Here is a 24,544-nt window from a genome sequence, read left to right as displayed (position 1 = left end):
CACCTTTCCCTCACCTTTCCGGAGCCGTCTCCGCCGCGCGCCGGGGCAGCAGCAGGACGGCGACGATGACCAGCAGTGGTACGGCCACCTTGAGGTCTGCGCCGACGAACCCCACGTAGGTTCCGGCCAAGGTCTCGGCGACGCCGAGCCCCAGCCCCGCCGCGACGGTCACCACCGGGTCCCTGAAGGCGCCCAGGACGGCGGCGGCCAGGGCGTATACCAGGACGCCTCCCATCATGTTCGGCTCCAGGAACAGCAGCGGGGCGACGAGCACTCCGGCGACGGCCCCGACCCCGGCGGCGAGCCCCCAGCCGAGGCCGAGCACCCTGCCGACCCGGATGCCGGCCAGCCGGGCCGAGACCGGGTCGGCCACGACCGCCCGCATGATCAACCCGGCACCGGTGTGCCGGAACAGCACATAGAGCGCTAGCATCACGACGGCGACCACGCCGAGCACGCCCAGCGCGGAGAACCCGCTCTGCGCGCTGCCGAAGCCGAGCGCCGCGGGAAAGGGGTTGGGGAAGGAACGGACGGCGAAGGACCACACGAGCCCCGCGGCCGCGTTGACAAAGATCAGCAACCCCACCGTCACGGCCACGAGCGTCAGTTCCCCGCCGCCCTCGACCCGCCGGATGACCAGCCGCTCCACCAGCATGCCGCCGGCGACCGAGACGGCCAGGGTGACCGGAAGCGCAGCCCAGAAGGGCATGCCCGCATCGAGGAGCTGCCAGGCCACGTACGTCGAGAGCATGGCGAGCTCGCCCTGCGCGAAGTTGACGATCCCGGTGAAACGGTGGACGAGCACCAGCGCCAGTGCGAGTCCCGCGTAGACGGCCCCCAGACTGAGCCCCTGGACCACCTGGAGCAGCAGATCGGACATCGGCGGTCACCTCCGCGGGCCGAGGTAGGCGGAGGCGACCCGGCGTCCGGGGCCGAGCCGCCCCGCCTCGCCGGCCAGGGCCAGCCGTCCCGTCTCCATGACGAGGGCGCGGCTCGCGAACTCCAGCGCCAGTTGGGCGTTCTGCTCCACCACGATCACGGTGACCCCGTCGTGGAGGTTGACCGCGCGCAGGACGTCGAACAGCCGCCGGGTGGTGACGGGCGCCAGCCCCCGGGACGGCTCGTCGAGCAGGAGCAGCCGGGGCTGCGCCATCAGTGCGCGGCCGACCGCGAGCATCTGCTGCTCGCCACCGCTCAGGCTCCCCGCGGGCTGGCGCAGGTGAGCCTGCAGGAGCGGGAAATAGGCCAGGACGCGGCGCATGTCCTCGGCCACGTGCGACCTGCGCCGCAGATGCGCGCCGATCCGCAGGTTCTCCTCCACGGTGAGGGGGGCGAACGTGCCCCGCCCCTCCGGGACGTGCGTCACCCCCAGGCGGGCGACCTCCTCCGGAGCCTTCCCGAGGATCTCGGTTCCGCGCAGGCGGACCGAACCGCGGCCCCGCACCATGCCGGACAGCGCTCGCAGCAGGGTCGTCTTCCCCGCACCGTTCGGTCCGAGGACGGCGACCATCTCCCCCTCCCCGACCACGAGTTCGATCCCGTTCAGGACCCGCGCGGGGCCGTAGCCCGCGCGCAGCCCGCTCACCCGGAGGAAGGGCGGCCCGGCGGGCCCTCCGCCCGCCGATGGATCGTTCCCACCCTGCGGGCCGCCATCGGGGAAGGCAGCGGAACGCCTCCGCACCGCGCTCACGGGACGATCCCCAGGTACGCGTCGACGACGGCCGGGTCACGTCGCACCCTGCCCGGCGTCCCGTCGGCGATCTTCTCCCCGGAGTCGAGGCAGACGACCCGCTCGCAGAGGTCCATGACGAACCCCATGTGGTGCTCGACCACGACGATCGCGACGCCGGACTCGGCGTGCACCTCCTGGATGACGCGGGCGAATTCCACCACCTCGTCCTGCGTGAGGCCGCTGACCGGCTCGTCGAGCAGGAGCAGACGGGGCCGTACGGCGAGCGCGCGGGCGATCTCGATGCGTTTGAGCGTCCCGTGCGGAAGGTGCCCGGCAGGATGATCGGCCAGCGGGAGCAGGCCCATCCGGCCCAGGACCTCGTCGGCGATCTCCCTGAGCCGCCGCTCCTCCCGCCGCATCCAGCCCGGCCTGAGCACGGCCGCGCCGAATCCGGAGCGCCCGTGGCGGTGGGCTCCGATCATGACGTTCTCCCGCACCGAGAGCCGGGGGAAGAGGCCGAGATGCTGGAAGGTCCGGGCGATCCCGCGCCCGGCGATCTCGTCGGGGGGCAGCCCGTTCAGGTCCCTGGCCTCGAAACGCATCCGGCCCGACTCCGGGACGCGCCGCCGCGTCAGGCAGTCGAACAGGGTGGTCTTGCCCGCCCCGTTCGGGCCGATCAGGCCGACCAGCTCACCGGGGCGGACCGTGAGGTCGATCCCGGACAGCGCGGTGACGCCACCGAAGCGCACGGTCAGCCCGTCGATCTCGAGTGTCACCGTCTCTCCTGAGGGATAACGACCGGGGCCGGGGTGACGGAAAGGATCAGGGAATTGTCGGGGTGCCGCCCCATGCCGCGCATCGGTGAAATCACCAGTCCCACGAGCACCCGCACCGATGCCGGAGCCGCCCGGCAGCCACCCGACATCGGCTCTTCTCAGACACGACATCCGCGCGTAACACTGGGCCATGCTCTCTGCCTCTCCCGCCACCCGGGCGACCGCGCTGCACGGCCGTGACACGGAGCTGGAAACTCTTCACCGGCTGCTCGGCGGCGCCCTCTGCGGAGCGGGCGGCGCGCTGTTCCTGGCGGGCGCCCCGGGAACGGGCAAGTCCGCGCTGCTCGACTTCGCGGACGCTCTCGCGGCGCGGCTCGCCCCCGAGTTCGTCGTGCTGAGGACCCGTGGAGTCCGCGAGGAGGAGCGCCTGCCGTACGCCGGGCTGCACGCCATGCTCCGCCCCGTCGCCGACCGGCTGCCGTCGCTGCCTCCGGCGCAGGCCGCGGTGCTCCTCGAGGCGCTGGAGCTGGGTACGGCCGGCAGCGGGCTGGCGCTGCCGGCCGCCGTCCTCAATCTGCTGCTGGCCATGGGCCGCCCGGTCCTGGTCTGCGCCGACGACGTCCACCGTCTCGACGCGCCGAGCCGCGAGGCGCTGTTCTTCGCGGCCCGGCGCCTGAGCGGGGGGCCGGTCGTGCTGCTGGCCGCCGGGGAGGACGACGGCGTCCCCGGTGACATCCCCCGGATGCCCCTCGGGGAGCTCGGCGAGGAGGCGGCCCGGCAGGTGATCGACGATCTCGCGCCGGGACTGACCGACGACCTGCGGGCCTCGCTCGCCCAGACCGCCCGGGGCAACCCGCTCGCTCTGCGCGAGCTCGTCGGCTCGCTGAGCCCCGAGCAGCTGAGCGGCGTCGCCCCGCCGCCGGAGACGCCGCCGCCCGGCGGGCGGCTGTGGCGGGCCTACGCCGACCGGATCTCCCGGCTGCCCTGCGACACCGCGGACCTGCTCCTGCTGGTCGCGGCCGACCCGGACCTGGACACGGCCACGCTCCTGCGTGCCGCCGGCCGGGAGGCCGGCGAGCCCGCCGTACCGGGGGCCGCCGGGCCGGGCCGCGTTCTCACCGCCCTGGAGGCGGCCGAGAGGGCGGGGGTCGTCGCTCACCTGCCCGGAGATCGCTACGGTTTCCGGGAACCGGTGATGCGGTCCGTCGTGTACGGCGAGGCCTCCCTCGCCCGGCGGCGCACGGCGCACCTGCTGCTCGCGAGCGTCCTGGACCAGGGCCACCAGCGCCTGAGGCGGGCCTGGCACCAGGCGGCCGCGCTGGACGGTCCCGCCGAGCGGCTGGCCGACGAGCTGGTGGAGGCGCTGGACGGCACGGCCGGGCGCCAAGGCTGTTTCCCCGAGCCGTTCCGCGCCTTCGAGCGCGCCGCCGAGCTGACGGCCCGCGGCGACGTCAGGGCGGCCCGCCTGGCCGCCGCCGCCCGGCACGCCTGGCACGCGGGCCTGCCACAGCGCGCCCGCTCGCTGCTCGCCCGCCTGAACTCCCTGACGGTCTCCGAGGAGGTGCGGGGCCGGGCCGAGCTGGTCCGGGGCAGCCTTGATCTGCGCAGCGGCCGTACGGCCAACGCCTGCAACGAGCTGCTGGCCGCGGCCGAGTGGCTGCTCGACCGCGACCGGGAGCAGGCCGTGCGCGCGCTCATCAGGGCGAGCGAGGCGAGCTACCTGGCCGGTGACACCCACCGTTTCCTCGCCATCACGCGGCGCGCGGCGGCGCTGCGGCACCCGGACGACCCGCCGGCCACCCAGCTCATGTACGAGTACCTGGCGGGCATGGCGGCCACCTTCCGCGGGCGGCACCAGGAGGCGGCCGCGCCGCTGCGCCGCGTGCTGGAACTCGCCCCCTCGGTGGACAGCCCCTCCGTCCTGGTCTGGGCCTGCGTCTCCAGCCTCCTGCTGGGCGACGACGCCCAGGCCCTGAAGCTGTCCACGATGGCCATCGAGACCGCACGCGCCCAGGGAGCGATCTCCATCGTGCCGCAGGTGCTGGAGTTCCTGATCCAGGCGGAGTTGTGGATGGGCCGCTACACCTCCGTCACCGCCAACGCGTTGGAGGGCCTGCGGCTGGCCCAGGAGACCGGCCGGCTCAACAGCGCGGCCCAGCACCTGGGCTGGCTCGCCCTCACCGCCGCCGTGGAGGGCGACGAGGAGACGTGCCGGATCCGGGCCAGGAGCGCGATCGAGCTGGCCGACGCCCACGGCCTGGGCGTCGCCGGCGCACTGGCTAACTGGGCGCTGGCCCACCTGGACGTCGCCGCGGGCCGCCACGCGAGCGCGGCCGGCCGGCTGCGGGCGACGGCCCGGGCCGACGGGACCGGCGGCCACCTGGTCGTCCGGGTCATAGCGACCCCCCATTTCGTCGAGGCGGCCGTACGAACCGGCGACGTCGAGCAGGCCCGGGCGGCGCTGGCCGTACTCGACCGGTGGGCGGACAGCACGGGCAACCCGGACCGGCTGGCGCTGGCCGTGCGCTGCCACGCGCTGCTGGCCGATCCCGGCGAGGCCGAGGAGCGTTTCCGTGAGGCGCTGGAGCTGCACCACCGGGGTTCCTGCGCCTTCGAGACAGCCCGCACGCAGCTGCTGTTCGGCGGCGTGTTGCGCCGCAACCGGCATCCCGGGGCGGCCAGGGAGCACCTGCACGGCGCACTGGAGACCTTCGAGCGTCACGGCGCGCGTCTCTGGGCCGAGCAGGCCCGCGGCGAGCTGCGCGCCTCGGGAGAGTCCCTGCCGTCGGCCCGTTCCCGGACCCGGGCCACCGGGGTGCCGGAGGAGTCGTCCGCGGCCCGGGCGCTGACGGCGCAGCAACTGCAGATCGCCCGGCTGGTCGCGGACGGGGCGACCAACCGGGAGGTGGCCGCCCAGCTCTACCTGAGCCCGCGCACCGTCGAGCACCATCTCAGGAACGTCTTCACCCGGCTCGGCATCCGCTCCCGGGTCGAGCTGGCCCGGATGCTGTCGGGGTGAAGCCCTCGCCGGGGCGGTGAAGGGCTCCGGCGGGGTCCTCTCCTGCTGATCCATACGGCAGACCGGTGATTTCACCGATGCACTGCCGGCTCTGACAGCGCGAAAGTATCCCCGTCAACGATTCCGCAGGAACCACTGAGCATCGTTGCCGCAGGCCGTCGCATCTGGCGGCCGAACGTGCCGGACGGCCGTCAGCGCGGACGCCCGTCACGTGGTTCCCCCTATGACAGGGAGTACGTCACCGTGCAGTCACACCCCCCGATCTCCGCGAGCCGTCCGATGCGGATGCTCGCCAAGCTGACCCTGGCGCTGGCCCTCGTCGGCGGCACCGGTGCGATCGCGCCCACCGCCCAGGCGGCGGCCGGCTACGAGCGCGGCCCGAACCCCACCAGCTCCGCCCTCGAGGCCACCCGCGGCCCCTTCGGCATCGCCAGCACCACCGTCTCCTCGTTGTCCGCCGACGGCTTCGGCGGAGGGACGATCTACTACCCGACGGACACCAGCCAGGGGACCTTCGGCGGCGTCATCATCGCCCCCGGGTACACCGCGAGCAGGTCCACCATGGCCTGGCTCGCCGAGCGGCTCGCCTCCCACGGTTTCGTGGTCTTCAACATCGACACCAACAGCCGCTACGACCAGCCCGACAGCCGCGGCCGGCAGATCCTGGCCGCCGCCGACCACCTGGCCGAGGAGAGCAGCAGCACGGTCCGCAGCCGGCTCGACGCGAGCCGTATCGGCGTCATGGGACACTCCATGGGCGGCGGCGGCACCCTCGCCGCGGCCGACAGCCGCCCGTCCCTGCAGGCGGCCGTCCCGCTCACCCCGTGGCACACCGACAAGACCTGGGGCGACGTCCAGGTGCCGACGATGATCATCGGTGCCGAGAACGACTCGATCGCCCCGGTGGGCTCACACTCCGAGCCGTTCTACGCCAGCCTGTCGGCCGCGCCGGAGAAGGCGTACCTGGAGCTCAACGGCGCCAGTCACTTCGCGCCGAACAGCGACAACGACACGATCGCCAAGTACGGAATCTCGTGGATGAAGCGCTTCGTCGACGACGACCTCCGCTACGACCAGTTCCTGTGCCCCCCGCCCGCACGTAGCACGACCGTCGAGGAGTACCGCTCCTCCTGCCCGCACTCCTAGAGACGACTGACGGCGGCGGCCGCCCTGCCGGGTGGCCGCCGCTTCCGCGTGCTCTCAGGTGAGCAGCCGGTAGAACCGCCAGAAACCGAAGTCCTCGATCGGCAGGACCTCCACGTCCCGGAACCCGGCTTCGACGGCGTAGCGGCGGAGGGTGTCCGGGCGCATCACCGTCCCGGTGCCCGCCGAGGGCTGGTGGGCCATGCCGTCCGGCAGGCAGACGAGCAGGCTGAAGCCGTACAGCAACCGCTCGGTGTCACCGGCCGGGGCGGTGAAGGCCTCGGCGGTGGCCTCGTCCATGACGACGACCGCGCCGCCGGGCCTGATAGCCCGCCGCACCGCGGCCAGGGTCTCCACCGGCCGGGACATGTCGTGCAGGCACTCGAAGGCGAAGATCGCGTCGTAGCGGCCCTCGCCGAGCAACGTGGCGTCGCCGTGGTGGAAGGCGAGGCGCCCCTCGTCGAGGCCCGCCTCCTTGGCGTTGCGGGCGGCCAGCTCGATGGAGGGCGCGTCGACGTCGACGCCCTCGACGGTCGCCTCGGGATAGGCGCGAGCCAGGGCGATGGAGGACCAGCCCCCGCCGCAGCCGACGTCGGCGACCCGCGCGCCGGGACGGCGGAGCACCGCGTCGAGGTCGGCCACCCCGGCCAGGGCCGCCGGGAGCGCGCGCTCGTACCAGGGCCGGTTCATCTCGGCCTGGGATTCACGCATGTCCGCCCCGAACGTGGCCCAGCCGACGCCGCCGCCGTGCCGGTAGGCCTCCAGGAGAGCCGGTGTCTGCACCGCGGCCCCGGCGAGCATGCGGGCCAGAGGGGCGAGGTAGGCCAGGCTCGACTCGTCGGTCAGCACCTCTGCCGCGCCCGGGGGAAGGGCGAAGCGGCCGTCGGGGTCCGCGGTCAGGATGCCGCTGACGGCCTGCTGCTCCAGCCACTCGCGGGCGTAGCGCTCATGGCCGCCCGCGCGGGCGGTCAGCTCCGCGGGGGTGGCGGGACCGTGCGCGGCCAGCGCGCGGTACCAGCCCAGACGGTCGCCGAGGTGGATCGTGAGGATCTCGATCGCACCGAGGGCGGACCGGAACAGGCGGTCGGCGAACTCTTCCGTGGTCACGGGAACGGGCGTGGTCATGGTCGTCTCTCCCTGGGTCATGTCGCTTCGCCGATGGTGGGGAGAGGCACTGCCGAAACGCTGCCACCAGCCTTTCACAGCCGTCCCGCCGTGCGATGCAGGTGTCCGGAGTTACGGCCGGTGCCGTAGTGGCAATAGGGTTTACGAGCTATGACCGGGAACGTAGACAATCATCGAGGTAAGCCCCTTTTGCGGCTGCTTGTCTTCACCGGTACGGCGACGCTTCTGGTCAGCGGAAGCACCGTCGTGACCGGGCCAGCCGCCCCGGTGGCCGCCCCGGTGGCCGTCCCGGTCCTGGCTCGGACCACGCCCCCGCCACCCGCGACATCGCTGCCCTCCCCGCCCACGACGGCCCCTTCGGGGACGCCTCTGCCCACGGGATCCCCGCCGGTGGCCGCTGCTCCCTCCGCCACCGTGCCCTCCGCCACCGTGCCCTCTGCCGCTGTGCCCTCCGCCACCGTGCCCCCGTCCGCCGCCGTCGCCCCCTCCCCCACCGCCACCGCCCTCGCCCCGGTGACCCCCTCCGTCACCGGGCCTCCGGTGCTGGTCACGCCGACCCCGCCGCCGGAGCCGACCACCGGCCCGCAGGGGACGCGCCTGTTCGCCAACGGCCGGCGGCAGCCGCGGCAGGTGTCGGTGCCGGCCTCCGCGAGCGGCCGTTACCGCGTCGCCCCCGGCGAGTCCCGGCCGCCCCGGGGCAAGGGGAAGGTCGTCCGCTACGTGGTCGAGGTCGAGCGGGGCCTCCCGTTCGACCGGAAGGAGTTCGCCCGGGAAGTGCACCGGATCCTCAACGACCGGCGCGGCTGGGGCTTCCGCTTCCACCGGGTTTCACGCGGGCCGGTGCGGATCCGGGTCTCGCTGTCCAGCCCGGCGATGACGGACCGCCGGTGCCTGCCGCTGCGCACCTTATCCATGCTGTCCTGCTGGAACGGCGGGCGCGCGGTCATCAACGCGGTGCGCTGGAACGAGGGCGTACCCGGCTACCGGGGCGACATCGCCTCCTACCGCGAGTACGTGATCAATCACGAGGTCGGCCACGGCCTGGGGCACGGCCACGTCCCCTGCCCCGGCCCCGGCCGGCGCGCCCCCATCATGCTCCAGCAGACCAAGTCCCTGTACGGCTGCCGCCCCAACCCCTGGCCCTTCCCCAAACGCTGACGCCGGGCGCGCGAGGATCCCCGCGCCGGGCGTCCCGCGCCGGGTGTCAGAGCGCCTTGGCGAAGCAGAACGTCGTGGGCACGTTCACGTACTTGCCATAGGGCGGGATCGGCTCATAGCCGGAGCCCCGGTACAGCCGGATCGCCTCCGGCTGGAGGTGGCCCGTGGCCAGGCGGAGCACCGCGTGCCCCTGCGCCCGCGCCAGATCCTCCAGCGCGCCCAGCAGCGACCGTGCGACCCCCCGGCCGCGGTGGTCCGGCACGACGTACATCCGCTTGAGCTCCCCGGTCGCGGAGTCCACCGGCTGCACGGCCCCGCACCCCACGGCCCTGTCGCCGGTCACCGCGACGAGGAAGCGCGCCTCGGGATGCACCCCCGAGCGGCCCTCGGCGCCGTACTTGGCGACCAGTTCCTCGAAGGCCGCGGACACCAGACCGGAGAGGGCGTCGTCGTCCGCAGGCCGTTCCTCGATCAGCATGGTGATCATTTTAGGGATGTCCGCCCACCGGCGCCAGCAGGCCATTCCTCCGGGGATCTTGTCTGTCCGGCCGTCGTCCCCCTTAGATTGATGGATCACCCCAGAGGGAGGATTCGTGGACACAGGGGAAGACGCCGAGATCCTGGACAACCCTACGGACTGGGTGGCCAGGCACATCCGCTCCTACGTCGAGTCGGACGGCGCCAAGGGCCATCTCTACCAGGGCATACCGACCCTGCTGCTGACCACCCGCGGGCGGAGGTCCGGCAAGCTGCGCCGTACCGCGCTGATCTACGGCAGGGACGGCGACCGGTATCTCGTCGTGGCCTCCAACGGAGGGTCGGAGAACCACCCGGCCTGGTACCTCAATCTGGCGGACGACCCGCACGTCGGGGTCCAGGTCGGCGCGGAGAGGTTCGCCGCGCTGGCCCGCACGGCCACGCCGGAGGAGAAGGCCGGGCTCTGGCCGGTGATGGTGGAGGTCTTCCCCACCTACGACCGCTACCGGGCCAAGGCCTCCCGGGACATACCCGTCGTCGTTCTCGAAAGGGCTTGAGGGGTCACCCCCGGGGGGTGGGCTGCAGCTCCCCGCTCGCCAGCCCGTCGAGCACGAGCCGCCCCAGCAGCTCGCCCGCCTCGTTCGCGCGGCGGAGCGCGCTCTCGAAGCGTTCCAGCTGCCGGAACACCTCCCCGTACCGCCGCTGCTCGGCGAGGGAGAGCCGGGGCAACTGCGCGCGGCGTACGTCCATCCGGGAGGCGCCCGAGAGGGAGCCCGCCGACTGCCGGGCCGAGACCTTGAGGAACCCGGCGACGAAGTAGGGGTCGAAGAAGTCCGGGTCGGGCCGGACCAGGGCCAGGTGGGAGCCGAGCGTGATCTCCTCCTCGACCACCCTGGCGGCCGGGGCCCGGCCCGCCACCGACACGACGACGTCGCCCGGGCCGGCGACGACCAGGCCGGGCTCGTCGCCGCCCCGGCCGGTCGGGCTCCGGCCGAGCAGCACGTCCTGGGCGGTCAGCAGTGTCAGCTCACCGCCGGAGGTCTCCATCCGCATCGGGGTCTGCACGATCTGCAGGCTCCCGGCCCTCGCCAGCTCGCCCAGGGTGGCCATGGAGAACGGCTCGTGCGGTGACTCGACGGCCGACGGCGCCAGACCGGCCAGCTCGGCGGCCAGGCTCAGCAGTTCCTCGCGGGCCCTGCCGACGCCGCCGGGGCTGACGGCCGACCGGACCAGGTAGCGCGCGGGGGTGAGGTCGACCTCGTCGTCGAGCAGGTCGATGACCGGGACGGCACGGCTGCCGCCCGCCGTCTCGCGCTGGGGGTCCGCCACGAAGGAGTGCCAGGCCGAGATCACGGACTCCCGCGACCCGGTGGCATCGATCATCAGAACGTGCGAGGGGATCCGGTCACCGGAGTCCGGCCGCCGCAGCAGCCACAGGTGGGGAGGCATGGCCGACTGGGGCGCCGCCCCGGAGGGCAGGGCCACCACCGCGCGCAGAGCTCCGGTCCGGATGAGCTGGGAGCGGACCCGCCGGCCCGACCTGCGGTTCGCCGCCGCGGGCGGCATGAGGACCACCACCTGCCCGCCCGGCCGGGCGTGGGCGAGGCAGTGCTGGACCCAGGCCAGCTCGGACTCCCCGCGCGGCGGCAGGCCGTACTGCCAGCGCGGGTCTCCGGCGAGCTCCTCGTATCCCCAGCCGCGCTCGCTGAACGGCGGGCTGCACAGCACCGCGTCGGCCTGCAGGTGGGGAAATCCGTCACCGGTCAGAGCGTCTCCCGGCCGAACCTCGGCGTCGATGCCGCGCACCGCCAGCCGGGCGCCCGCCAGCCGGGCCGAGGCCTCGTCGCGCTCCTGGCCCACGGCCCGGATCCTCCCGGGGTCGCTCCCCGCGGCGATCAGGAGCCCGCCGTGGCCGCAGGAGGGGTCGAACACCTCGGTGGCCCGCGGCTCGACGAACGCCGCCATGAGCCGGGCGACCTCGGGGGAGATCGCCTGAACCCGGCGCGAGTGCGCCTCGGCGTAGCGGGCGTAGAGGAACTCCACCATCTCCTCCGGCCCGCGGGCCTCGGCGAGCGCGGCGGTGGCGCGGATCAGCGGGACGTCGCTCGTGCCCACCACCAGTTCCGGCAGGGCCTCGGCGACCTCGGAGTCCTCCCCCCGCAGGAGCGACCCCAGCCTCCGGTGCGCGATGGCCGCCGCCAGCCTGCTGACGAGGGAGAGCAGGTGGAGGTCGTCGGCGGAGTTGCGGACCTGCTGCCAGAGGAGCTCGTCTTCGGGGAGCTCATGAAGCTTTCCCTGGGCGCGCAGCCACGCCTCGACCTCGGCGAGTGAGAACAGCGGGCTCGACGCGGTGCCGCCGACGGGTTCGGGGAAGTCACCGAACCGCCTGCGCCAGTTGCTCACCGCGGCCCTGCCGACCCCCGCCAGTCTGGCGATGTCGCCCGCAGTCACCGTCGCGCCGTCCTCCGTGGCCACTCTCACCCCTCCAGTTGATCGGCAGTCTTGGGCCGAGATCCTCGCCGCGATGCCGTACCAACCCGAATACTGGCCGACGAAAGCGGTTCAGGCGTGCATCTTCGCACTCTCCGAAGCCTCTTTCACATCGTTTCGTACCGGTTCAGACAACGGTGGGCGGGGCGGGATCAACGGCGGTGGACGACCGTCCTCTTCGCGCCGCAGGGGAAGACGGGCGATCGGAGCCGCACCCTACCTACTTGATCGATCCCGCGGTCAGACCGCCGACGACCTTCCTCTCGATGAGGGCGAACAGGATGATGACCGGGATCGTGGCGATCACCGAGCCCGCGAAGAGATTCTGCCAGTCGACCTGGTACTGGCCGATGAAGGAGTTCAGCGCCACCGTCAGCGGCTGGTTGGCCGGGGTCGTGGTCAGCGTCAGCGCGACGACGAACTCGTTCCAGGCGGCGATGAAGGTGAAGATCAGCGCGGTCACCACGCCGGGCATCGCCAGCGGGAGCGTGACCCGGAACAGCGCGCCGAAGCGGCCGTTGCCGTCGATGAACGCCGCCTCCTCCAGCTCGCGCGGGATGGAGGAGAAGTAGGCGTGCAGGATCCACACCGCGAAGGCCAGGTTGAAGCCGCTGTTGACCAGGATCAGCGACCAGACCGAGTCGACCAGGCCGAACTGGTAGAACTCCCGGTAGATGCCGACCAGCATCGCGGTGGGCTGGAACATCTGGGTGATCAGCACCAGGACCATGAACGCCGTGCGCCCCCGGAACTCATGCCGCGCCGTGTAGTAGGCGGCGGGCAGGGCCACCAGCAGCACCAGGAGCGTCGATCCGGCCGCGACCTGCAGGGTCACACCGAGATTCTGGGCCAGCCCGCCGGTCCAGAAGTTCGCGAAGTTGGACCAGGCGAACGTCTGCGGCAGGTAGGTCGCCTCGCGCAGTTCCTCCTGCGGGCGGAGGGCGGTGAGGATCATCACGAGGTAGGGGAAGAGGAAGACGAACGCGATCAGGTAGGCGCTTCCCGCGACGAGCGCGGTCCGGGCCGACGGGAGCCGCCGCGCGGGAGCGGGCGGCCGGACCGCCTTCGGGCGGGCCGCGGGGGCGCTCTGGGTGAGGGTCATGAGAGCTCCTTCGCCGGCCTCGTGACCAGGGTGCCGTGCCGGTTGATGACCTCGCTCCGTTCGGTCATGAGACTTCCGTCTTCCACTTGCTGACCTTCAGGAAGATGACGGTCAGGACGATCACCATGCCGAAGTTGACGACGGACATGGCCGCGGACTCCCCGATGTCGGAGCCCTTGAGGATGTACATGAAGATGGTCGAGGTGGCGGTGGAGTAGCCGGGCTGGCCGTGCGTCATGGCCCAGATGATCGGGAAGCTGTTGAAGACGTTCATCACGTTGATGAGCGTCGCCACGACCAGGGCGGGCCGGAGCAGCGGCAGCGTGACCGACCAGTAGGTGCGGAACCTCGACGCTCCGTCGATCTTGGCCGCCTCGTAGACGTCGGCGGGGATCGCGGAAAGGCCGGCCAGCAGCGCGTAGGTGGTGAACGGCACCGAGACGAAGACCGCGACGAAGATCAGCCACGGCATCGCGGTGGCGGCGTTGCCGAGCGGGTCGGCGCCGGCGCCGCCGAGAGCGTCCAGCAGGCCGAGATCGCGCAGGACCATGTTGATCAGGCCGACCTCGGGGTCGAGCATCCACTTGAAGATGATCGCCGTCATGAGCACCGAGGCGGCCCACGGCGCGATCAGGGCCCAGCGGGCGAGGCGGCGGCCGGGGAAGCGCTGGTCGAACAGCTGTGCCAGACCCAGGGAGATCAGCACGGTGATGGTCACCACCGCCACCACCCACACCAGGCTCCTGGCCATGACGCCGCCGAAGTCCGGTTCGGCGAACAGCTTGGTGTAGTTGTCGGCCCCGTTCGCCCCCTGGACCACGCCGAACCGGCTGATCCTCAGGAACGACGACTGGATCATCACCACGACCGGCCAGACCACGACCACGCCGATCAGCGCCACGGCGGGGCCGATCCAGGCCAGCGGGGCCAGCGCGCGCATCACCCGAGCCGGGGTGAGTGTCTGCTGCATAAGTCCTGCTTTCGGTTGGCGCCGGTACGGCATGCGCCCCGAGACGCACGCCGTACCGCTCGCCGGGGATCGGGGCGGGTGGTCAGTTGGCGGTCGCGACCTTCTGGATCGCGCCGAGGACCGCCTTCGGGTCACCGTCGATCGCGCCACCGATGGTCTGCTTGATCTGGGTGTTCACCTCGGACCACTTCGGGTCCTGGAACGGGTAGAACGTCGCGTTGGGCAGGGCGTCCAGGAACGGCTTGAGCTTCTCGTCCGACGACAGCTTCTCGATGCCGGACTTGGTGACCGGGAGCAGCTTGTAGGTGTCACTGATCTTCTGGGCCGCGGTGCCGCCGTAGAAGAAGTCGAAGAACTTCTTGATCTCCTCCTTGCGGCCGTTCTTGTTGAACGCCATGATCCAGTCCTCGACGCCGAGGGTGGTGTCGAGCGGGCCGGTCTTGCCCGGGATGGGCGCGACGCCGAAGTTGGTCAGGCCGCCCTTCTCGAAGATCGGGATCGACATGGGGCCGCCGTTGACCATGCCCACCTTGCCCGCGGCGAAGTCGGCCCAGACGTCCTTGCGGTTCTTGGTGCCGGGGTTGGGGGTGGTCAGGCCGGCCGAGACCATGCCCTTGAGGTACTCGAAGGCCTCGACGTTGGCCGGTGAGTCGATCGCCCAGTTGCCGGAGGCGTCCTTGTAGCCGCCGCCGTTGCCCAGGAACCACAGGAACGACTCGGCCTGGGCCTCCTCGTTGCCCAGCGGCAGGCCGAACGGCTGGGTGACCCCGGCGGCCTTGAGCTTCTCGGCCGCGGCCTTGACCTCGTCCCAGGTCTTGGGGGCCTCGGCGATGCCGGCCTTGTCGAACAGGTCCTTGTTGTAGAACAGCGCGCGGGCGGAGGAGACGAACGGGATGCCGTAGCCGGTGCCGTCGACCTTGCCGAAGTCGGCGAACTTCTCCAGCAGGTCGGAGGAGGTCGCCGGTGAGAGGACCTCGTCGGTCTTGTAGAGCAGGCCGTCCTTGACGAAGCCGGAGTAGTCGCCGGTCTGCAGGATGTCGGGCACCTGCCCGTTCTGCACCATGGTGGCGACCTGCTTGTCGATGTCGTTCCAGTTGATGACCTGGACGTCGACCTTGATGCCGGGGTTGGCCGCCTGGAACTCCTCGACGACGCCCTTCCAGAACTTGTCACCGCTGTTGTCGGCGGTGGGGCCGTCGCCGTAGTCGGCGGCGACGAGCTTCAGCCTGACCTCGCCGCCCGCCGTCGCGTCCCCGCCGGAAGGGCTCTCGGAGCCGCAGGCGGTCAGGACCAGTGCGGCGGACAGCCCGAACGTGACCGCGCCGACGAGTCTCTTTTTCACGTGACTACCACCTTGATCGCTATACGGGCCATACTGGTCCGTACCAGTTGGGATGCCGAGAGACGTCTCGGCCCGTGATGTTTCTGCGATACAGCCGTTCAGAGCTTCGACTGAGAGACCTGAGCCTCTGTGATGCGGACCACGCTAGGCGGCGGCAGTCGATTGGTCCATACCGGGCGGTATCAGTTTCGCAACATCGCACCCCCATTCATAAAACTGGTCTATACCAGCTAGAAGCGAGGCTTGTGATTCCTTGTTTGTTTTTGCGTTGAGGGGCACAGGTTCAATCACTTCTGAGCAGCAGGTCCTCGATGAGACGGACACCCCGGTACCGGCCCCTGCTCGTCCAGCGGGTGGAGCGACCACAGCCGCCGCATCTCCGGACGGGTCTCCAGCAGCCCGGCCTCGGCGAGCACGGCCCGCAGGCGCTCGTCGCCGGGCTCCGGCCGGAACAGCGTGAGGTTGTCCCGGACGGTGGCGGCGAACACCTGCACGTCCTGGGTGACGACGCCGATCCTTGCCCGGACCGACGCGGCCTCGGTCTCGCGCAGGTCCAGGTCCCCCACCCGGACGGCGCCCGCCGTCGGGTCGTACAGGCGGTCCGCCCGGCGGACAACCGGTTATTCGCGGGTCTCCGGCGGGGGCCCGCGGCCCGCGGCCCCGGTCTCCCGCCGCGCGGAGCGAGATCCCCGGGTGAGATGTCCCGTCGTCCGGGCAGGGACAGGCCATGACGACGCAATCTTTCTGGATCGACTCCGCGGCGGGCCAGCCGTACCCGGCGCTCACCGGGGACATCGAGGTCGACGTGGCCGTGGTCGGCGCGGGGATCGCCGGGCTGAGCACGGCCTGGGAGCTCACCCGGGCGGGGCGGTCGGTGGCGGTGCTGGAGGCCGGGCGGGTGACGGAAGGGGTCACCGGGCACACCACGGCCAAACTCTCGGCCCAGCACACCATGATCTACGCGAAGCTGAGCAAGTCGGCCGGGGCCGACGCGGCCCGGCTCTACGCCCACTCCCAGCAGGAGGCGATCGAGCACGTGGCGCTGACCGCCGCCGAGCTCGGGATCGACTGCGAGCTGGAGCGGGTTCCCGCGTTCACCTACTCCGAGTCGGCCGACGGGACCGCGGAGCTCCGCGCCGAGGCGGAGGCCGCGGCGGAGGCGGGGCTGCCCGCCTCGTTCACGACCGAGTCACCGTTGCCCTTCCCGATCACCGGGGCGGTCCGGGTCGACGGCCAGGCCCAGTTCCACCCGCGCAAGTACCTCCTCGGCCTCGTCGAGGCGATGACCTCCCGGGGCGTGCTCGTCTTCGAGGACAGCCGTGTCGTGGCGCTCGACGAGGGCGAGCCGTGCCGGCTGCGGACCTCCGGCGGGGTGACGGTCACGGCCCGGGACGTCGTCGTCGCGACCCACTACCCCGTCTTCGACCGGGCCCTGCTGTTCACCAGGATGGAGCCCCGGCGCGAGCTGGTGGTCGCCGCGGACGTCCCTGCAGGACGCGACCCCGGCGGCATGTTCATCACCTCCGAGCAGAACACGCGCTCGGTCCGCACGGCGCCGTACGGGCAGGGGCGGCGGTTGCTCATCGTCACCGGCGAACCGTTCAAGCCCGGTTCCGGCGGGGTGGAAGAGCGCTTCGAGCGGCTGGCCGCGTGGACCGCCGAGCGGTTCGGCGCGACCGACATCGCCTACCGCTGGGCGGCCCAGGACAACAGCACCACCGACGGCCTGCCCTTCGTCGGCCCGCTGCACCCCGGCGCCCGGCACGCCTACGTCGCCACCGGCTTCGGCGGCTGGGGCATGAGCAACGGCGTCATGTCGGGCCTGCTGATCGCCGAGCTGATCGCCGGACGGGAGCTGCCCTGGGCCCGGCTGTACGATCCACGGCGGCTGCACCCCCTCCGGGAGGCGGGTCCGGCGCTGAAGATGCAGGCCTCCGTCGCGGCGCACTTCGTCGGGGACCGGCTGGGCGCCGGCCCTGCCGACGAGGTGGGGCGGCTCGGCCGCGGCCAGGGCGCGATCCTCAAGGTGGGCGGGAAGCGCTGCGCGGTCTACCGCGACGAGGACGGCCGGGTGCACGCCGTCTCGGCGATCTGCACCCACCTGGGATGCGTGGTGGGTTTCAACGACGCCGAGCACACCTGGGAGTGCCCCTGCCACGGCTCACGGTTCGGCGTGGACGGCTCGGTCCTGCAGGGACCGGCCACCAAGCCCCTCGACCGGTTCGACCTGCCGGACGGCGAAACGCAGGGTGAAGTGGTCGAGTGAGTACGGCAGGTCACGGTCGGATGCGAGCGACCCCGGGGACTCGACCCGGAAACGACCTCTCGCGAGCAGCGCGGCGAGGGTGCCCGTGGTGACGTCCAGGACCAGGTTCTCACCCGCGCACCGCGCCCCGCCCCGGCTGAAGGGGACGATCGACCAGCGGTCGGCGGCGGTGCCGTTCAGCCAGATGTGCGGGGTGAACCGGTTGGCCGACGGGTCGCTCTCCTCGTCCCGGTTGACGAACGCGCTGAAGATCAGGAACGGGGTCTGCCTCGGCAGCGTCCCACCGTCCCAGTGCGTGGCCGAGGTGCTGTCGCGCAGGATCGCCAGCGTGGTCGGCCAGAGCCGCACCGACTCCTGGACGCAGGCGCGCAGGAACGGCCTCTCGGCCGGGGGGCCCGCTTCGCCGGACGGACCGCCCGTCTCGGCGCGGGCGCTGTCCTCGTGCTCCGGGTGGACCGCCAGCAGGGCCAGTGCGCGGAAGAGCGCGATCCCCGCGGCGTCGAAGGCGAACAGCCAGTGCGGCACCTGACCTTCCGGGCGGGTCCGCTCCGAGACGGGGGCCTGCGCCACGAGGGCGGCCAGGCTGCCCGGTTCGGCCCGGTCGAGGTGGATGCGGAGGCGGGAGGTGAAACGCCGGTACGTCCCGCTCCGCCGAGGACGGGCGTAGGACCAGTTGGCGTCGGCCCGCAGCCGGTTGAGCAGGTCGGTGAGCTCGGTGTCGTCGCGGGCGCCGTCGCCCAGCACGATCCGCCGCACGGCGCGCCACCAGGCGGGGGCGAACTCCGCCCAGGTCAGGGTCGGCGCCTGCGCCAGCGGCCCGACCTCCTCCCGGATCACGGCCTGGAAGGTGTCCGAGAGCCGGTGCACGATCCGCCCGCTGTCCAGGACGGTCTCGTTGAAGCGCCGCCGGTCCTCGCGCAGCCGTCCGTGCGAGACCAGCACCGCGTCCGGCTCGAAGTGACCGAGCGCGGCCCGCTTCTCCCGGTTGTCGGTGGCGAACGGCTCGGGAGTGTCGGTCAGCACCCGCCGCACGTCCTCGGGGGTGAGGACGAGGGCCAGGGGCCGGAGCGGGATGCGCACCAGCAGCGGCCCGCCGCCGTACTTGGTGCGCATCCGGTGCAGCAGGCGTACGGCCCGGCGGTCGGCGTCCAGGGCCTGCGCCAGGGCCGTCATGCGAGGCCGCCGCAGGATGACGCCCTGGGCCAGCACGGGCGCCAGGACCGTCGCCCCCAGCCGCAGGCTGTCCACCACCGATGCTCGAGCAATACGTCCCACATCTCCCCCTTATCACCTTGAATGCGATACATCACCTTGAATGCGACACGCGAGATCCGTACCCGGGAACATCGGGCCCACACAACGGGACATCACCCTCGGTTCCGCCCTCCGCGCTCTTGACCGGCGTGCCGGGCGGTCGCATTATTGACATAATGTCTAATAAAATTCCGGAGAAGCCCGTGGCCGCGCGACGGGTCGAGGGCGACGGCGTCGGCCTGGCCGTATACGAGCGGGGCGACCCGGCGCGGCCGACCGTGGTCCTGGTGCACGGCTATCCCGACGACCACCGGATCTGGGAGGGGGTCGCGGCGGAACTCGCCGGGCGCTTCCACGTGGTGGCCTACGACGTCCGGGGGGCGGGGGCCTCCGACCGGCCGCGCGGACGGGAGCCGTACGTCCTCTCCCGTCTGGTCTCCGACCTGCGGGCGGTGGCCGACGCGGTGCGCCCCGGCGAGCCGGTGCACCTGGTCGGGCACGACTGGGGATCCATCCAGGGCTGGGAGGCGGTGTGCACGGCGCCGGACCGCTTCGCCTCCTACACCTCGGTCTCAGGGCCGTCCCTCGACCACGTGGGCCACTGGATGCGGGAGGCGAGCCCCCTGCGGACCCTCCGGCAGGTGCTGTCGTCGTGGTACATCGGGTTCTTCCGGTTGCCGCTCCTGCCGGAGCTGGCCTGGCGGTCCGGGCTCGGCGGGCTGCTGCTCTCCCTCGCCGAGCGGCACCGCCCCTCCTCCCGGCACGACGCGGTGGCGGGCCTGGAACTCTACCGGGCCAACGTCCGCCCGCGCCTGCGCCGCCCGCTGGAGCGGCGCACCGGGGTCCCGGTGCAGCTCGTGATCCCGGCCCGGGACGCCTACGTCACGCCGGAGGCCGCCGAGACCGCCCTCCGGTGGGCACCGGGAGCACGGGTCCGCCGGGTACGCGCCCGGCACTGGCTCCCGGCGACCCACCCCGCCCTGCTGGCCCGGCTGGTGGCCGAGCACGTCGAACACGCCGTCGCGGACGGGCGGACCGCCTGATCCGCGGGCGCTCGACGTCAACGGGGCCGGGATCCGCCCTTCCACCGCGACGAGCGGAACAGGTCGCGGCGCTGCAGGAGGTAGGCGAGCTTGGCGGCGGCGACGCGGACGGCCTCCTCGTGACGGGGGCGCTTGGCGGGGACGGCGGTGCTCCAGCGTTCGAGCACGCGGGTCATCTCCTCGGCGACCTCGCCGATCACGCGGTAGCGGGTGCTGAAGGCGTAGAGGTCGCCGTGGACCTCCTCGACCAGTTCCTCGTCGACCCGGCGGGTCAGCGGCTTGATCTTCTGGAGGATGCCGGCCTCCATCGCCGGGGTCACCGGGGCGCGGCGGGCGTCGTCCTCCGGGACCATGATCAGCGCACGTACCCGGGCCAGGGCCAGGGCTCGCTCCGGCTGTGGGGTCGCGGCGTGTCCGGCGAGATCCAGCAGGCGGCGCAGGGTCTCCTGCGTCTTGTCGTCGAACATCAGAAAACCCGTCCCCGTCGCGTGGTGTCGGTAGATGTTATTCGACCAGGGCGCAGCGGGTTCCGGTGCAGGTGGTCGGCATGCATCGGTTGCGGTGGGCGCACGCCGAGACGGCGGCCCTGCCCTTTTACCCGGCAGGCGCCTGGGAGCAAGAGGCGCCCGGCGAGGGCGGCACATCGTAGACGACGGGGCGCTCCAGGTCTCGCCATCCATCGAATCCGGCATTCATAACCTAATCGCCCTTCTTATCCACGTTTATCTGAATAAAGTTCGGCGTTATCGGACGGTGACCACCCCCTTCGCTGAAGGGCGGAGGCGAGGGGACGGAGCGGCGGACGGCCATGGATCCGATCGGCGACGATCTGCTGAAGGTCATGGTGGCGGAGCTCGGATACCGGGAGCGCCCCGGACAGCACACCAAGTTCGGCGAGTGGTACTCCACCGAGGTCGTCCAGGACGCCCAGTACCGGACGGCCCCCTGGTGCGACATGTTCATCGCCTGGGCGGCGGAGCGGGCGGGGGTCGAGCAGTACGTCGGCCAGTTCGCCTGGACTCCCTCCCACGCCCGCTGGTTCGAGACCCAGGGCGCCTGGTCCAGCACGCCGGAGCCGGGAGCACTGGTCTTCTTCGACTGGGCCGGGGGCGAGGACATCAAGGGCATCGACCACGTCGGCGTCGTCGAGCGGGTCGAGGGTGGAACGATCCACACCATCGAGGCCAACGTCGACCGGGTCTGGCTCAAGCGCAAGGTCCGCGACGAAAGCGACGTCGTCGGCTACGGCCTGCCGCGCCAGATCAAGGAGCGCCTCTCACAGAGCTCCGCCCAGGAGGTGCGGGAGCCCGGCCCGAAGGCGGTGGAGGTGCACTCCTCTCCCGCCGCCGACTCGGTCTCACTGACCCTGTACAACCCCGGGGGGACGTTCCCGCTCCTGGAACCCGGGCCGCTGGGGACGCTGATCGCCCTCGTCCTGGGCTGGACCTTCCTCGTGGCCCGCTGGCAGCCCCGCCCCCCGGGCGGCGGCAGGCATCGCAGGCACGCGCAGCGGGCCCAGCGGCCCCGCGTCCCGGGCGGATCCGCGAGCGCCGAGGAGACCCGCAGGGGCTCCGGAACCGGGAAGGACCGCACGGGTTCCCCCGCCCCTCCCGAGTTGATTAATTAGGATAGGCAAAGCTAAGTTGCTCTCACCGGCATCTCCGAGTGAAAGCAGTCATCGTGAGCAGCGAGCAGACCCTGGAGCGGGCCGCCGAAGGCGCCGCGCAGGAGGCGGCGGAGATCCCCGCCTACCGCCCCTTCCACCTGCAGGTCCTGCGGACGTCGCGGCTCAGCCCGAGCTTCGTGCGGGTCACCTTCACCGGCGACGACCTGGCCGGCTTCGCCGACAACGGCTTCGACCAGCGGATCAAGGTGATCCTCCCGCTGGCCGACGGCACCTTCACCCCGCTCGGCGACGGCGCCGACTGGTACCTGCGGTGGCGGGCGCTGCCGGAGGCGCTGCGCAACCCGATCCGCACCTATACCGTGCGCGCCCTGCGGCAGGCGCCGCGCGAGCTCGACGTGGACTTCGTCCTCCACGGCGACATCAGCCCCGCCTCCCGCTGGGCGACCTACGCCGCCCCCGGTGACCGGGTCGTCGTGGTCGGCCCCAACGCCGCCTGCCATGGCCCGACGGGCGGCCAGGAGTGGGCTCCCCCGCCCGGGGCGGCCCGCCTGCTGCTGGCCGGTGACGAGACCGCGGTCCCGGCGATCGCCGCGATCGCCGAGTCCCTCTCCGGGGACGTGCGGGCCCGGGTGCTGCTGGAGGTTCCGCAGGCCGCCGACGCGCTCCCGCTCAGCGTCCCGCCGGGGGTCGAGGTCGCCTGGCTGCCCCGCGAGGGGGCCCGCCACGGCGAGCTGCTCGTGCCCGCCGTACGGGAGGCCCTCTCCGGGCTCCAGGCGTCCGGCGGTGCGGCCGGCCCGCTGGAGGACGTCGACGTGGACGCCGAGATCCTCTGGGAGGTGCCCGAGCCGGTCTCCCACGGCGGCGACGGGTTCTACGCCTGGCTGGCCGGGGAGGCCGGGGTGGTCAAGGCGCTGCGCCGCCTCCTGGTGCAGGAGGCGGGGATCGACCGCTCGTCGGTGGCGTTCATGGGCTATTGGCGGCAGGGCCGATCCGAGGCCGGCTGACGCTCCTCCCCGTCGGCGGGGCGAGCGGCTCGATGGGGGCCCGCCGTTCTCGTCCCGCGCCCACGGCTCCGGACGGGTCCCGCCGTTCCCGCGGCCACCCGCAGCCGGCCCCCGGCGGCGATGACGGAGTCCGCGACGCGGAGCGGACCGCCCGCGAGACATGCGCGTTCACCGGGAAGCCCCCCGCGCTCGCCGCAGCAGACGCACCCACAACGACCAGCGTGCGGGACGGCGGCTGAGGCGGCCGGCCGCGATGCGTTCGGCGTTGTCGAAGAGGTCGTGCATCAGCGCCTCGTGCATCCAGCGGATCACCAGTGGCCACAGCATCCTCATGCGGCCCTGCGCGGTGCCGGTGAGCGTGTGGGTGAGGCGGCAGCGCTCCGGGCCTTCGGCGGTGACGAGGAGTTCGTGGTAGCCGTCGATTCCCGTAGCCGGATCGAAGGCCAGGCGGACGCGGCGGCCAGGTTCGTAGTCGGTGACGCTGTAGCGGATCGGGCCGTGACCGCCGCGCGAGCCGGGAGTCAGGCCCGCGTCGAGGATGAGAGGCGGCCACGCCGGTTTCGGCCAGAGCCGGTCGCCGTCGGTTCCCAGCCGGTCCAGCAGTGTGCTCAGGCGCTCAGCGGGCGCGTCGATGAGCCGGTGCTGGATGTTGCGCATCCGAATCCTCCATACGGTGGCGTATTCATACGGTACCGTATTGTCGTGACCTCCAGACGTCGGCGGTTGTCCGCCCACGACTGGGCGGAGGCGGCCCTCGAAGCGCTCGGCACCGGCGGGGTGGCGGCCGTCGCCATCGAGCCGCTGGCCGTCCGCCTCGGCACCACCAAGGGAAGCTTCTACGCCCACTACGCCAACCGCGAGGCACTCGTGTCCGCCGCGCTGACGCTGTGGGAACAGCGCTCCACCGAGGCCGCGATCAGCACCCTGGAGACCGAGCCGGATCCCGAGGCGCGGCTGCGGAGATTGCTGACCCAGGCGGCCCGCCGCGCCGGCCAGAACCTGAGCGAGACCAACATCATGGCGTCGGCCGGACACGAGCCGGTGGCCGCCGTCGTGCGACGGGTGATGCAGCGGCGCGTCCAGTACCTGGTCTCGCTGTTCGAGCAGGTCGGGTTCCCCCGGACCGAAGCCGTCCACCGCGCGGCGCTGGCGCACACCGCCTATGTCGGGCTCATCGAGATGATGGCCCGCCTGCCGGGCGCACTGCCCATCGACAGCCCCGGCGCAACCGCCGGGTACGTCGAGTCCGTCGTCGCCCTGCTCCTGCACCGCACAGGAGGCGGCGACCCGCAGGAGAAGCCCGAAGGGCTCCTGCCCTGAATGCGGGCAGCGGACGGGTGATGTCGCCGGCCACCGCCGCGTCCCCCCTGCAACAGGAGGACGAGGTCATGGTGCTCTGCGGTGCCGGATTTCACCGGGGAGTTCGAGACGCGTCCAACCGTACGGCCGGGCGGCGGTGAGGCCGATGACGAGCCGTTCCGCCGCCGGGTGCGGGATTCTGGCCGGCGACCGATGGACGCACCGGGACTGATCGGCCCGGAGAGGCACCGGCTGCGGTCGCGTGAACCCGCGGACATGTGCGCGTCGACCCGGAAGACGAAGGTTCAGGTTTCCTGCACGGCCCGGAGGGCCGCAGCGACGAGCATCTCGACGGCATGCTGCTGGTCCTGCGTGGTGCAGCCGAGTTGCTCTGCGTATCTGCTGGTCAGCAGGGTCCACGTCGCTGCGGGGCCGTACTGGGCGAGAAGCCTCTCCGCCTCCCCGACCACCAGGTCGAAGCCGCTGCTCGCCTCCTGGAACTGCTGGCCGGCCACCGCGAAAGCGACGGCGAGCCCATCCCTGTCGTCTTCCATGCGCATCTCCCTTCGAGGCCCTCATCCTGACAGCCTGGCAGCGGTGCGGTCCCAGCGGCTCCGGAGGAGCCGGTGAACGACAGGTGCGCGGGGCTGAGCGGCACGGTGCGGGCCTGTCGGCGCTCGGCGCGAGCGAGGCCCGAGGGCGAGGGCGATCTGGCAGACCGGGCTGGACAGAGTCCTGCCCCAGCGGGTTGACCTTCCCCCAGGTCCGGTGTCCGTT

At 72.2% G+C, this 24,544-nt stretch carries 23 protein-coding genes; 9 read left to right on the top strand and 14 right to left on the bottom strand.

Annotated features, from left to right (window positions below):
• Positions 1–10 precede the first annotated feature (10 nt).
• From HS041_RS36375 to HS041_RS36365, 3 genes are all read right to left on the bottom strand, one after another.
• A complete protein-coding gene (locus tag HS041_RS36375) occupies positions 11–880 on the bottom strand; it encodes a branched-chain amino acid ABC transporter permease (protein WP_196445415.1) in 870 nt (289 codons plus the stop codon).
• A gap of 6 nt (positions 881–886) precedes the next feature.
• Positions 887–1,585, bottom strand: coding sequence for an ABC transporter ATP-binding protein (locus HS041_RS36370; protein WP_307845629.1), 699 nt, complete (start codon positions 1,583–1,585; stop codon positions 887–889).
• A gap of 101 nt (positions 1,586–1,686) precedes the next feature.
• A complete protein-coding gene (locus tag HS041_RS36365) occupies positions 1,687–2,448 on the bottom strand; it encodes an ABC transporter ATP-binding protein (RefSeq protein WP_307845628.1) in 762 nt (253 codons plus the stop codon).
• Positions 2,449–2,638: 190 nt separating this feature from the next.
• Here HS041_RS36365 and HS041_RS36360 point away from each other — a divergent pair, with 190 nt between their 5' ends.
• Positions 2,639–5,467, top strand: a complete 2,829-nt coding sequence (locus tag HS041_RS36360) for an AAA family ATPase (RefSeq protein ID WP_196445414.1) — start codon at positions 2,639–2,641, stop codon at positions 5,465–5,467.
• 279 nt (positions 5,468–5,746) lie between these two features.
• Positions 5,747–6,613, top strand: coding sequence for an alpha/beta hydrolase family protein (locus HS041_RS36355; protein WP_196445507.1), 867 nt, complete (start codon positions 5,747–5,749; stop codon positions 6,611–6,613).
• 54 nt (positions 6,614–6,667) lie between these two features.
• Here HS041_RS36355 and HS041_RS36350 read toward each other — a convergent pair whose 3' ends face one another.
• Positions 6,668–7,735, bottom strand: coding sequence for a class I SAM-dependent methyltransferase (locus tag HS041_RS36350; protein WP_196445413.1), 1,068 nt, complete (start codon positions 7,733–7,735; stop codon positions 6,668–6,670).
• 189 nt (positions 7,736–7,924) lie between these two features.
• Here HS041_RS36350 and HS041_RS39855 point away from each other — a divergent pair, with 189 nt between their 5' ends.
• Positions 7,925–8,893 carry a DUF3152 domain-containing protein gene (locus HS041_RS39855; RefSeq protein WP_304609572.1) on the top strand — a complete coding sequence of 323 codons (969 nt, stop codon included), beginning with the start codon at positions 7,925–7,927 and terminating at the stop codon, positions 8,891–8,893.
• Between the two features lie 46 nt (positions 8,894–8,939).
• Here HS041_RS39855 and HS041_RS36340 read toward each other — a convergent pair whose 3' ends face one another.
• Complete coding sequence (locus HS041_RS36340; protein WP_196445411.1) at positions 8,940–9,371, bottom strand: GNAT family N-acetyltransferase; 432 nt, start codon at positions 9,369–9,371, stop codon at positions 8,940–8,942.
• A 115-nt stretch (positions 9,372–9,486) separates the two neighbouring features.
• On the opposite strand from HS041_RS36340, the gene HS041_RS36335 reads away from it, so the two are divergent.
• Positions 9,487–9,927 (top strand): nitroreductase family deazaflavin-dependent oxidoreductase, encoded by a 441-nt coding sequence (locus HS041_RS36335; RefSeq protein WP_307845627.1) that lies wholly within the window; start codon positions 9,487–9,489, stop codon positions 9,925–9,927.
• 4 nt (positions 9,928–9,931) lie between these two features.
• Here HS041_RS36335 and HS041_RS36330 read toward each other — a convergent pair whose 3' ends face one another.
• From HS041_RS36330 to HS041_RS36310, 5 genes are all read right to left on the bottom strand, one after another.
• Positions 9,932–11,851 carry an N-6 DNA methylase gene (locus HS041_RS36330; protein WP_307845626.1) on the bottom strand — a complete coding sequence of 640 codons (1,920 nt, stop codon included), beginning with the start codon at positions 11,849–11,851 and terminating at the stop codon, positions 9,932–9,934.
• 229 nt (positions 11,852–12,080) lie between these two features.
• Positions 12,081–12,962 (bottom strand): carbohydrate ABC transporter permease, encoded by an 882-nt coding sequence (locus HS041_RS36325; RefSeq protein ID WP_196445410.1) that lies wholly within the window; start codon positions 12,960–12,962, stop codon positions 12,081–12,083.
• Between the two features lie 64 nt (positions 12,963–13,026).
• Positions 13,027–13,932 carry a carbohydrate ABC transporter permease gene (locus tag HS041_RS36320; protein ID WP_230880263.1) on the bottom strand — a complete coding sequence of 302 codons (906 nt, stop codon included), beginning with the start codon at positions 13,930–13,932 and terminating at the stop codon, positions 13,027–13,029.
• 82 nt (positions 13,933–14,014) lie between these two features.
• A complete protein-coding gene (locus tag HS041_RS36315; RefSeq protein WP_307845625.1) occupies positions 14,015–15,274 on the bottom strand; it encodes an extracellular solute-binding protein in 1,260 nt (419 codons plus the stop codon).
• A gap of 287 nt (positions 15,275–15,561) precedes the next feature.
• A complete protein-coding gene (locus HS041_RS36310; RefSeq protein ID WP_196445409.1) occupies positions 15,562–15,840 on the bottom strand; it encodes an ABC transporter ATP-binding protein in 279 nt (92 codons plus the stop codon).
• A gap of 161 nt (positions 15,841–16,001) precedes the next feature.
• On the opposite strand from HS041_RS36310, the gene HS041_RS36305 reads away from it, so the two are divergent.
• Positions 16,002–17,540: an FAD-dependent oxidoreductase gene (locus tag HS041_RS36305; RefSeq protein ID WP_196445408.1), complete on the top strand. Its 1,539-nt coding sequence runs from the start codon at positions 16,002–16,004 to the stop codon at positions 17,538–17,540.
• On the opposite strand, the gene HS041_RS36300 is transcribed toward HS041_RS36305, so the two are convergent.
• Entirely contained in the window at positions 17,436–18,815 is a 1,380-nt protein-coding gene (locus HS041_RS36300) for a cytochrome P450 (protein ID WP_196445407.1), read from the bottom strand. The genes HS041_RS36305 and HS041_RS36300 overlap by 105 nt on opposite strands.
• A 182-nt stretch (positions 18,816–18,997) precedes the next feature.
• Here HS041_RS36300 and HS041_RS36295 point away from each other — a divergent pair, with 182 nt between their 5' ends.
• Positions 18,998–19,837 (top strand): alpha/beta fold hydrolase, encoded by an 840-nt coding sequence (locus tag HS041_RS36295; protein ID WP_307845624.1) that lies wholly within the window; start codon positions 18,998–19,000, stop codon positions 19,835–19,837.
• Positions 19,838–19,854: 17 nt separating this feature from the next.
• On the opposite strand, the gene HS041_RS36290 is transcribed toward HS041_RS36295, so the two are convergent.
• Complete coding sequence (locus HS041_RS36290; protein WP_196445405.1) at positions 19,855–20,304, bottom strand: hypothetical protein; 450 nt, start codon at positions 20,302–20,304, stop codon at positions 19,855–19,857.
• A 341-nt stretch (positions 20,305–20,645) separates the two neighbouring features.
• Between HS041_RS36290 and HS041_RS36285 the strand changes: the two genes are divergently transcribed.
• Entirely contained in the window at positions 20,646–21,464 is an 819-nt protein-coding gene (locus HS041_RS36285; protein ID WP_196445404.1) for a CHAP domain-containing protein, read from the top strand.
• Between the two features lie 53 nt (positions 21,465–21,517).
• Positions 21,518–22,468, top strand: coding sequence for a siderophore-interacting protein (locus HS041_RS36280; RefSeq protein ID WP_307845623.1), 951 nt, complete (start codon positions 21,518–21,520; stop codon positions 22,466–22,468).
• A gap of 168 nt (positions 22,469–22,636) precedes the next feature.
• On the opposite strand, the gene HS041_RS36275 is transcribed toward HS041_RS36280, so the two are convergent.
• On the bottom strand, positions 22,637–23,125 hold the full coding sequence (locus HS041_RS36275; protein ID WP_196445403.1) for an SRPBCC family protein: 489 nt from the start codon (positions 23,123–23,125) through the stop codon (positions 22,637–22,639).
• A 45-nt stretch (positions 23,126–23,170) separates the two neighbouring features.
• Between HS041_RS36275 and HS041_RS36270 the strand changes: the two genes are divergently transcribed.
• On the top strand, positions 23,171–23,788 hold the full coding sequence (locus tag HS041_RS36270) for a TetR/AcrR family transcriptional regulator (protein ID WP_196445402.1): 618 nt from the start codon (positions 23,171–23,173) through the stop codon (positions 23,786–23,788).
• Positions 23,789–24,072: 284 nt separating this feature from the next.
• On the opposite strand, the gene HS041_RS36265 is transcribed toward HS041_RS36270, so the two are convergent.
• Positions 24,073–24,321: a hypothetical protein gene (locus tag HS041_RS36265; RefSeq protein ID WP_196445401.1), complete on the bottom strand. Its 249-nt coding sequence runs from the start codon at positions 24,319–24,321 to the stop codon at positions 24,073–24,075.
• Between the last annotated feature and the right edge of the window lie 223 nt (positions 24,322–24,544).

The organism is Planomonospora sp. ID67723 (genome assembly GCF_015711605.1).
Taxonomy (GTDB): domain Bacteria; phylum Actinomycetota; class Actinomycetes; order Streptosporangiales; family Streptosporangiaceae; genus Planomonospora_A.
Note: the sequence above shows the minus strand (reverse complement) of the source record. Positions and strands in the feature narration are given on the sequence as shown.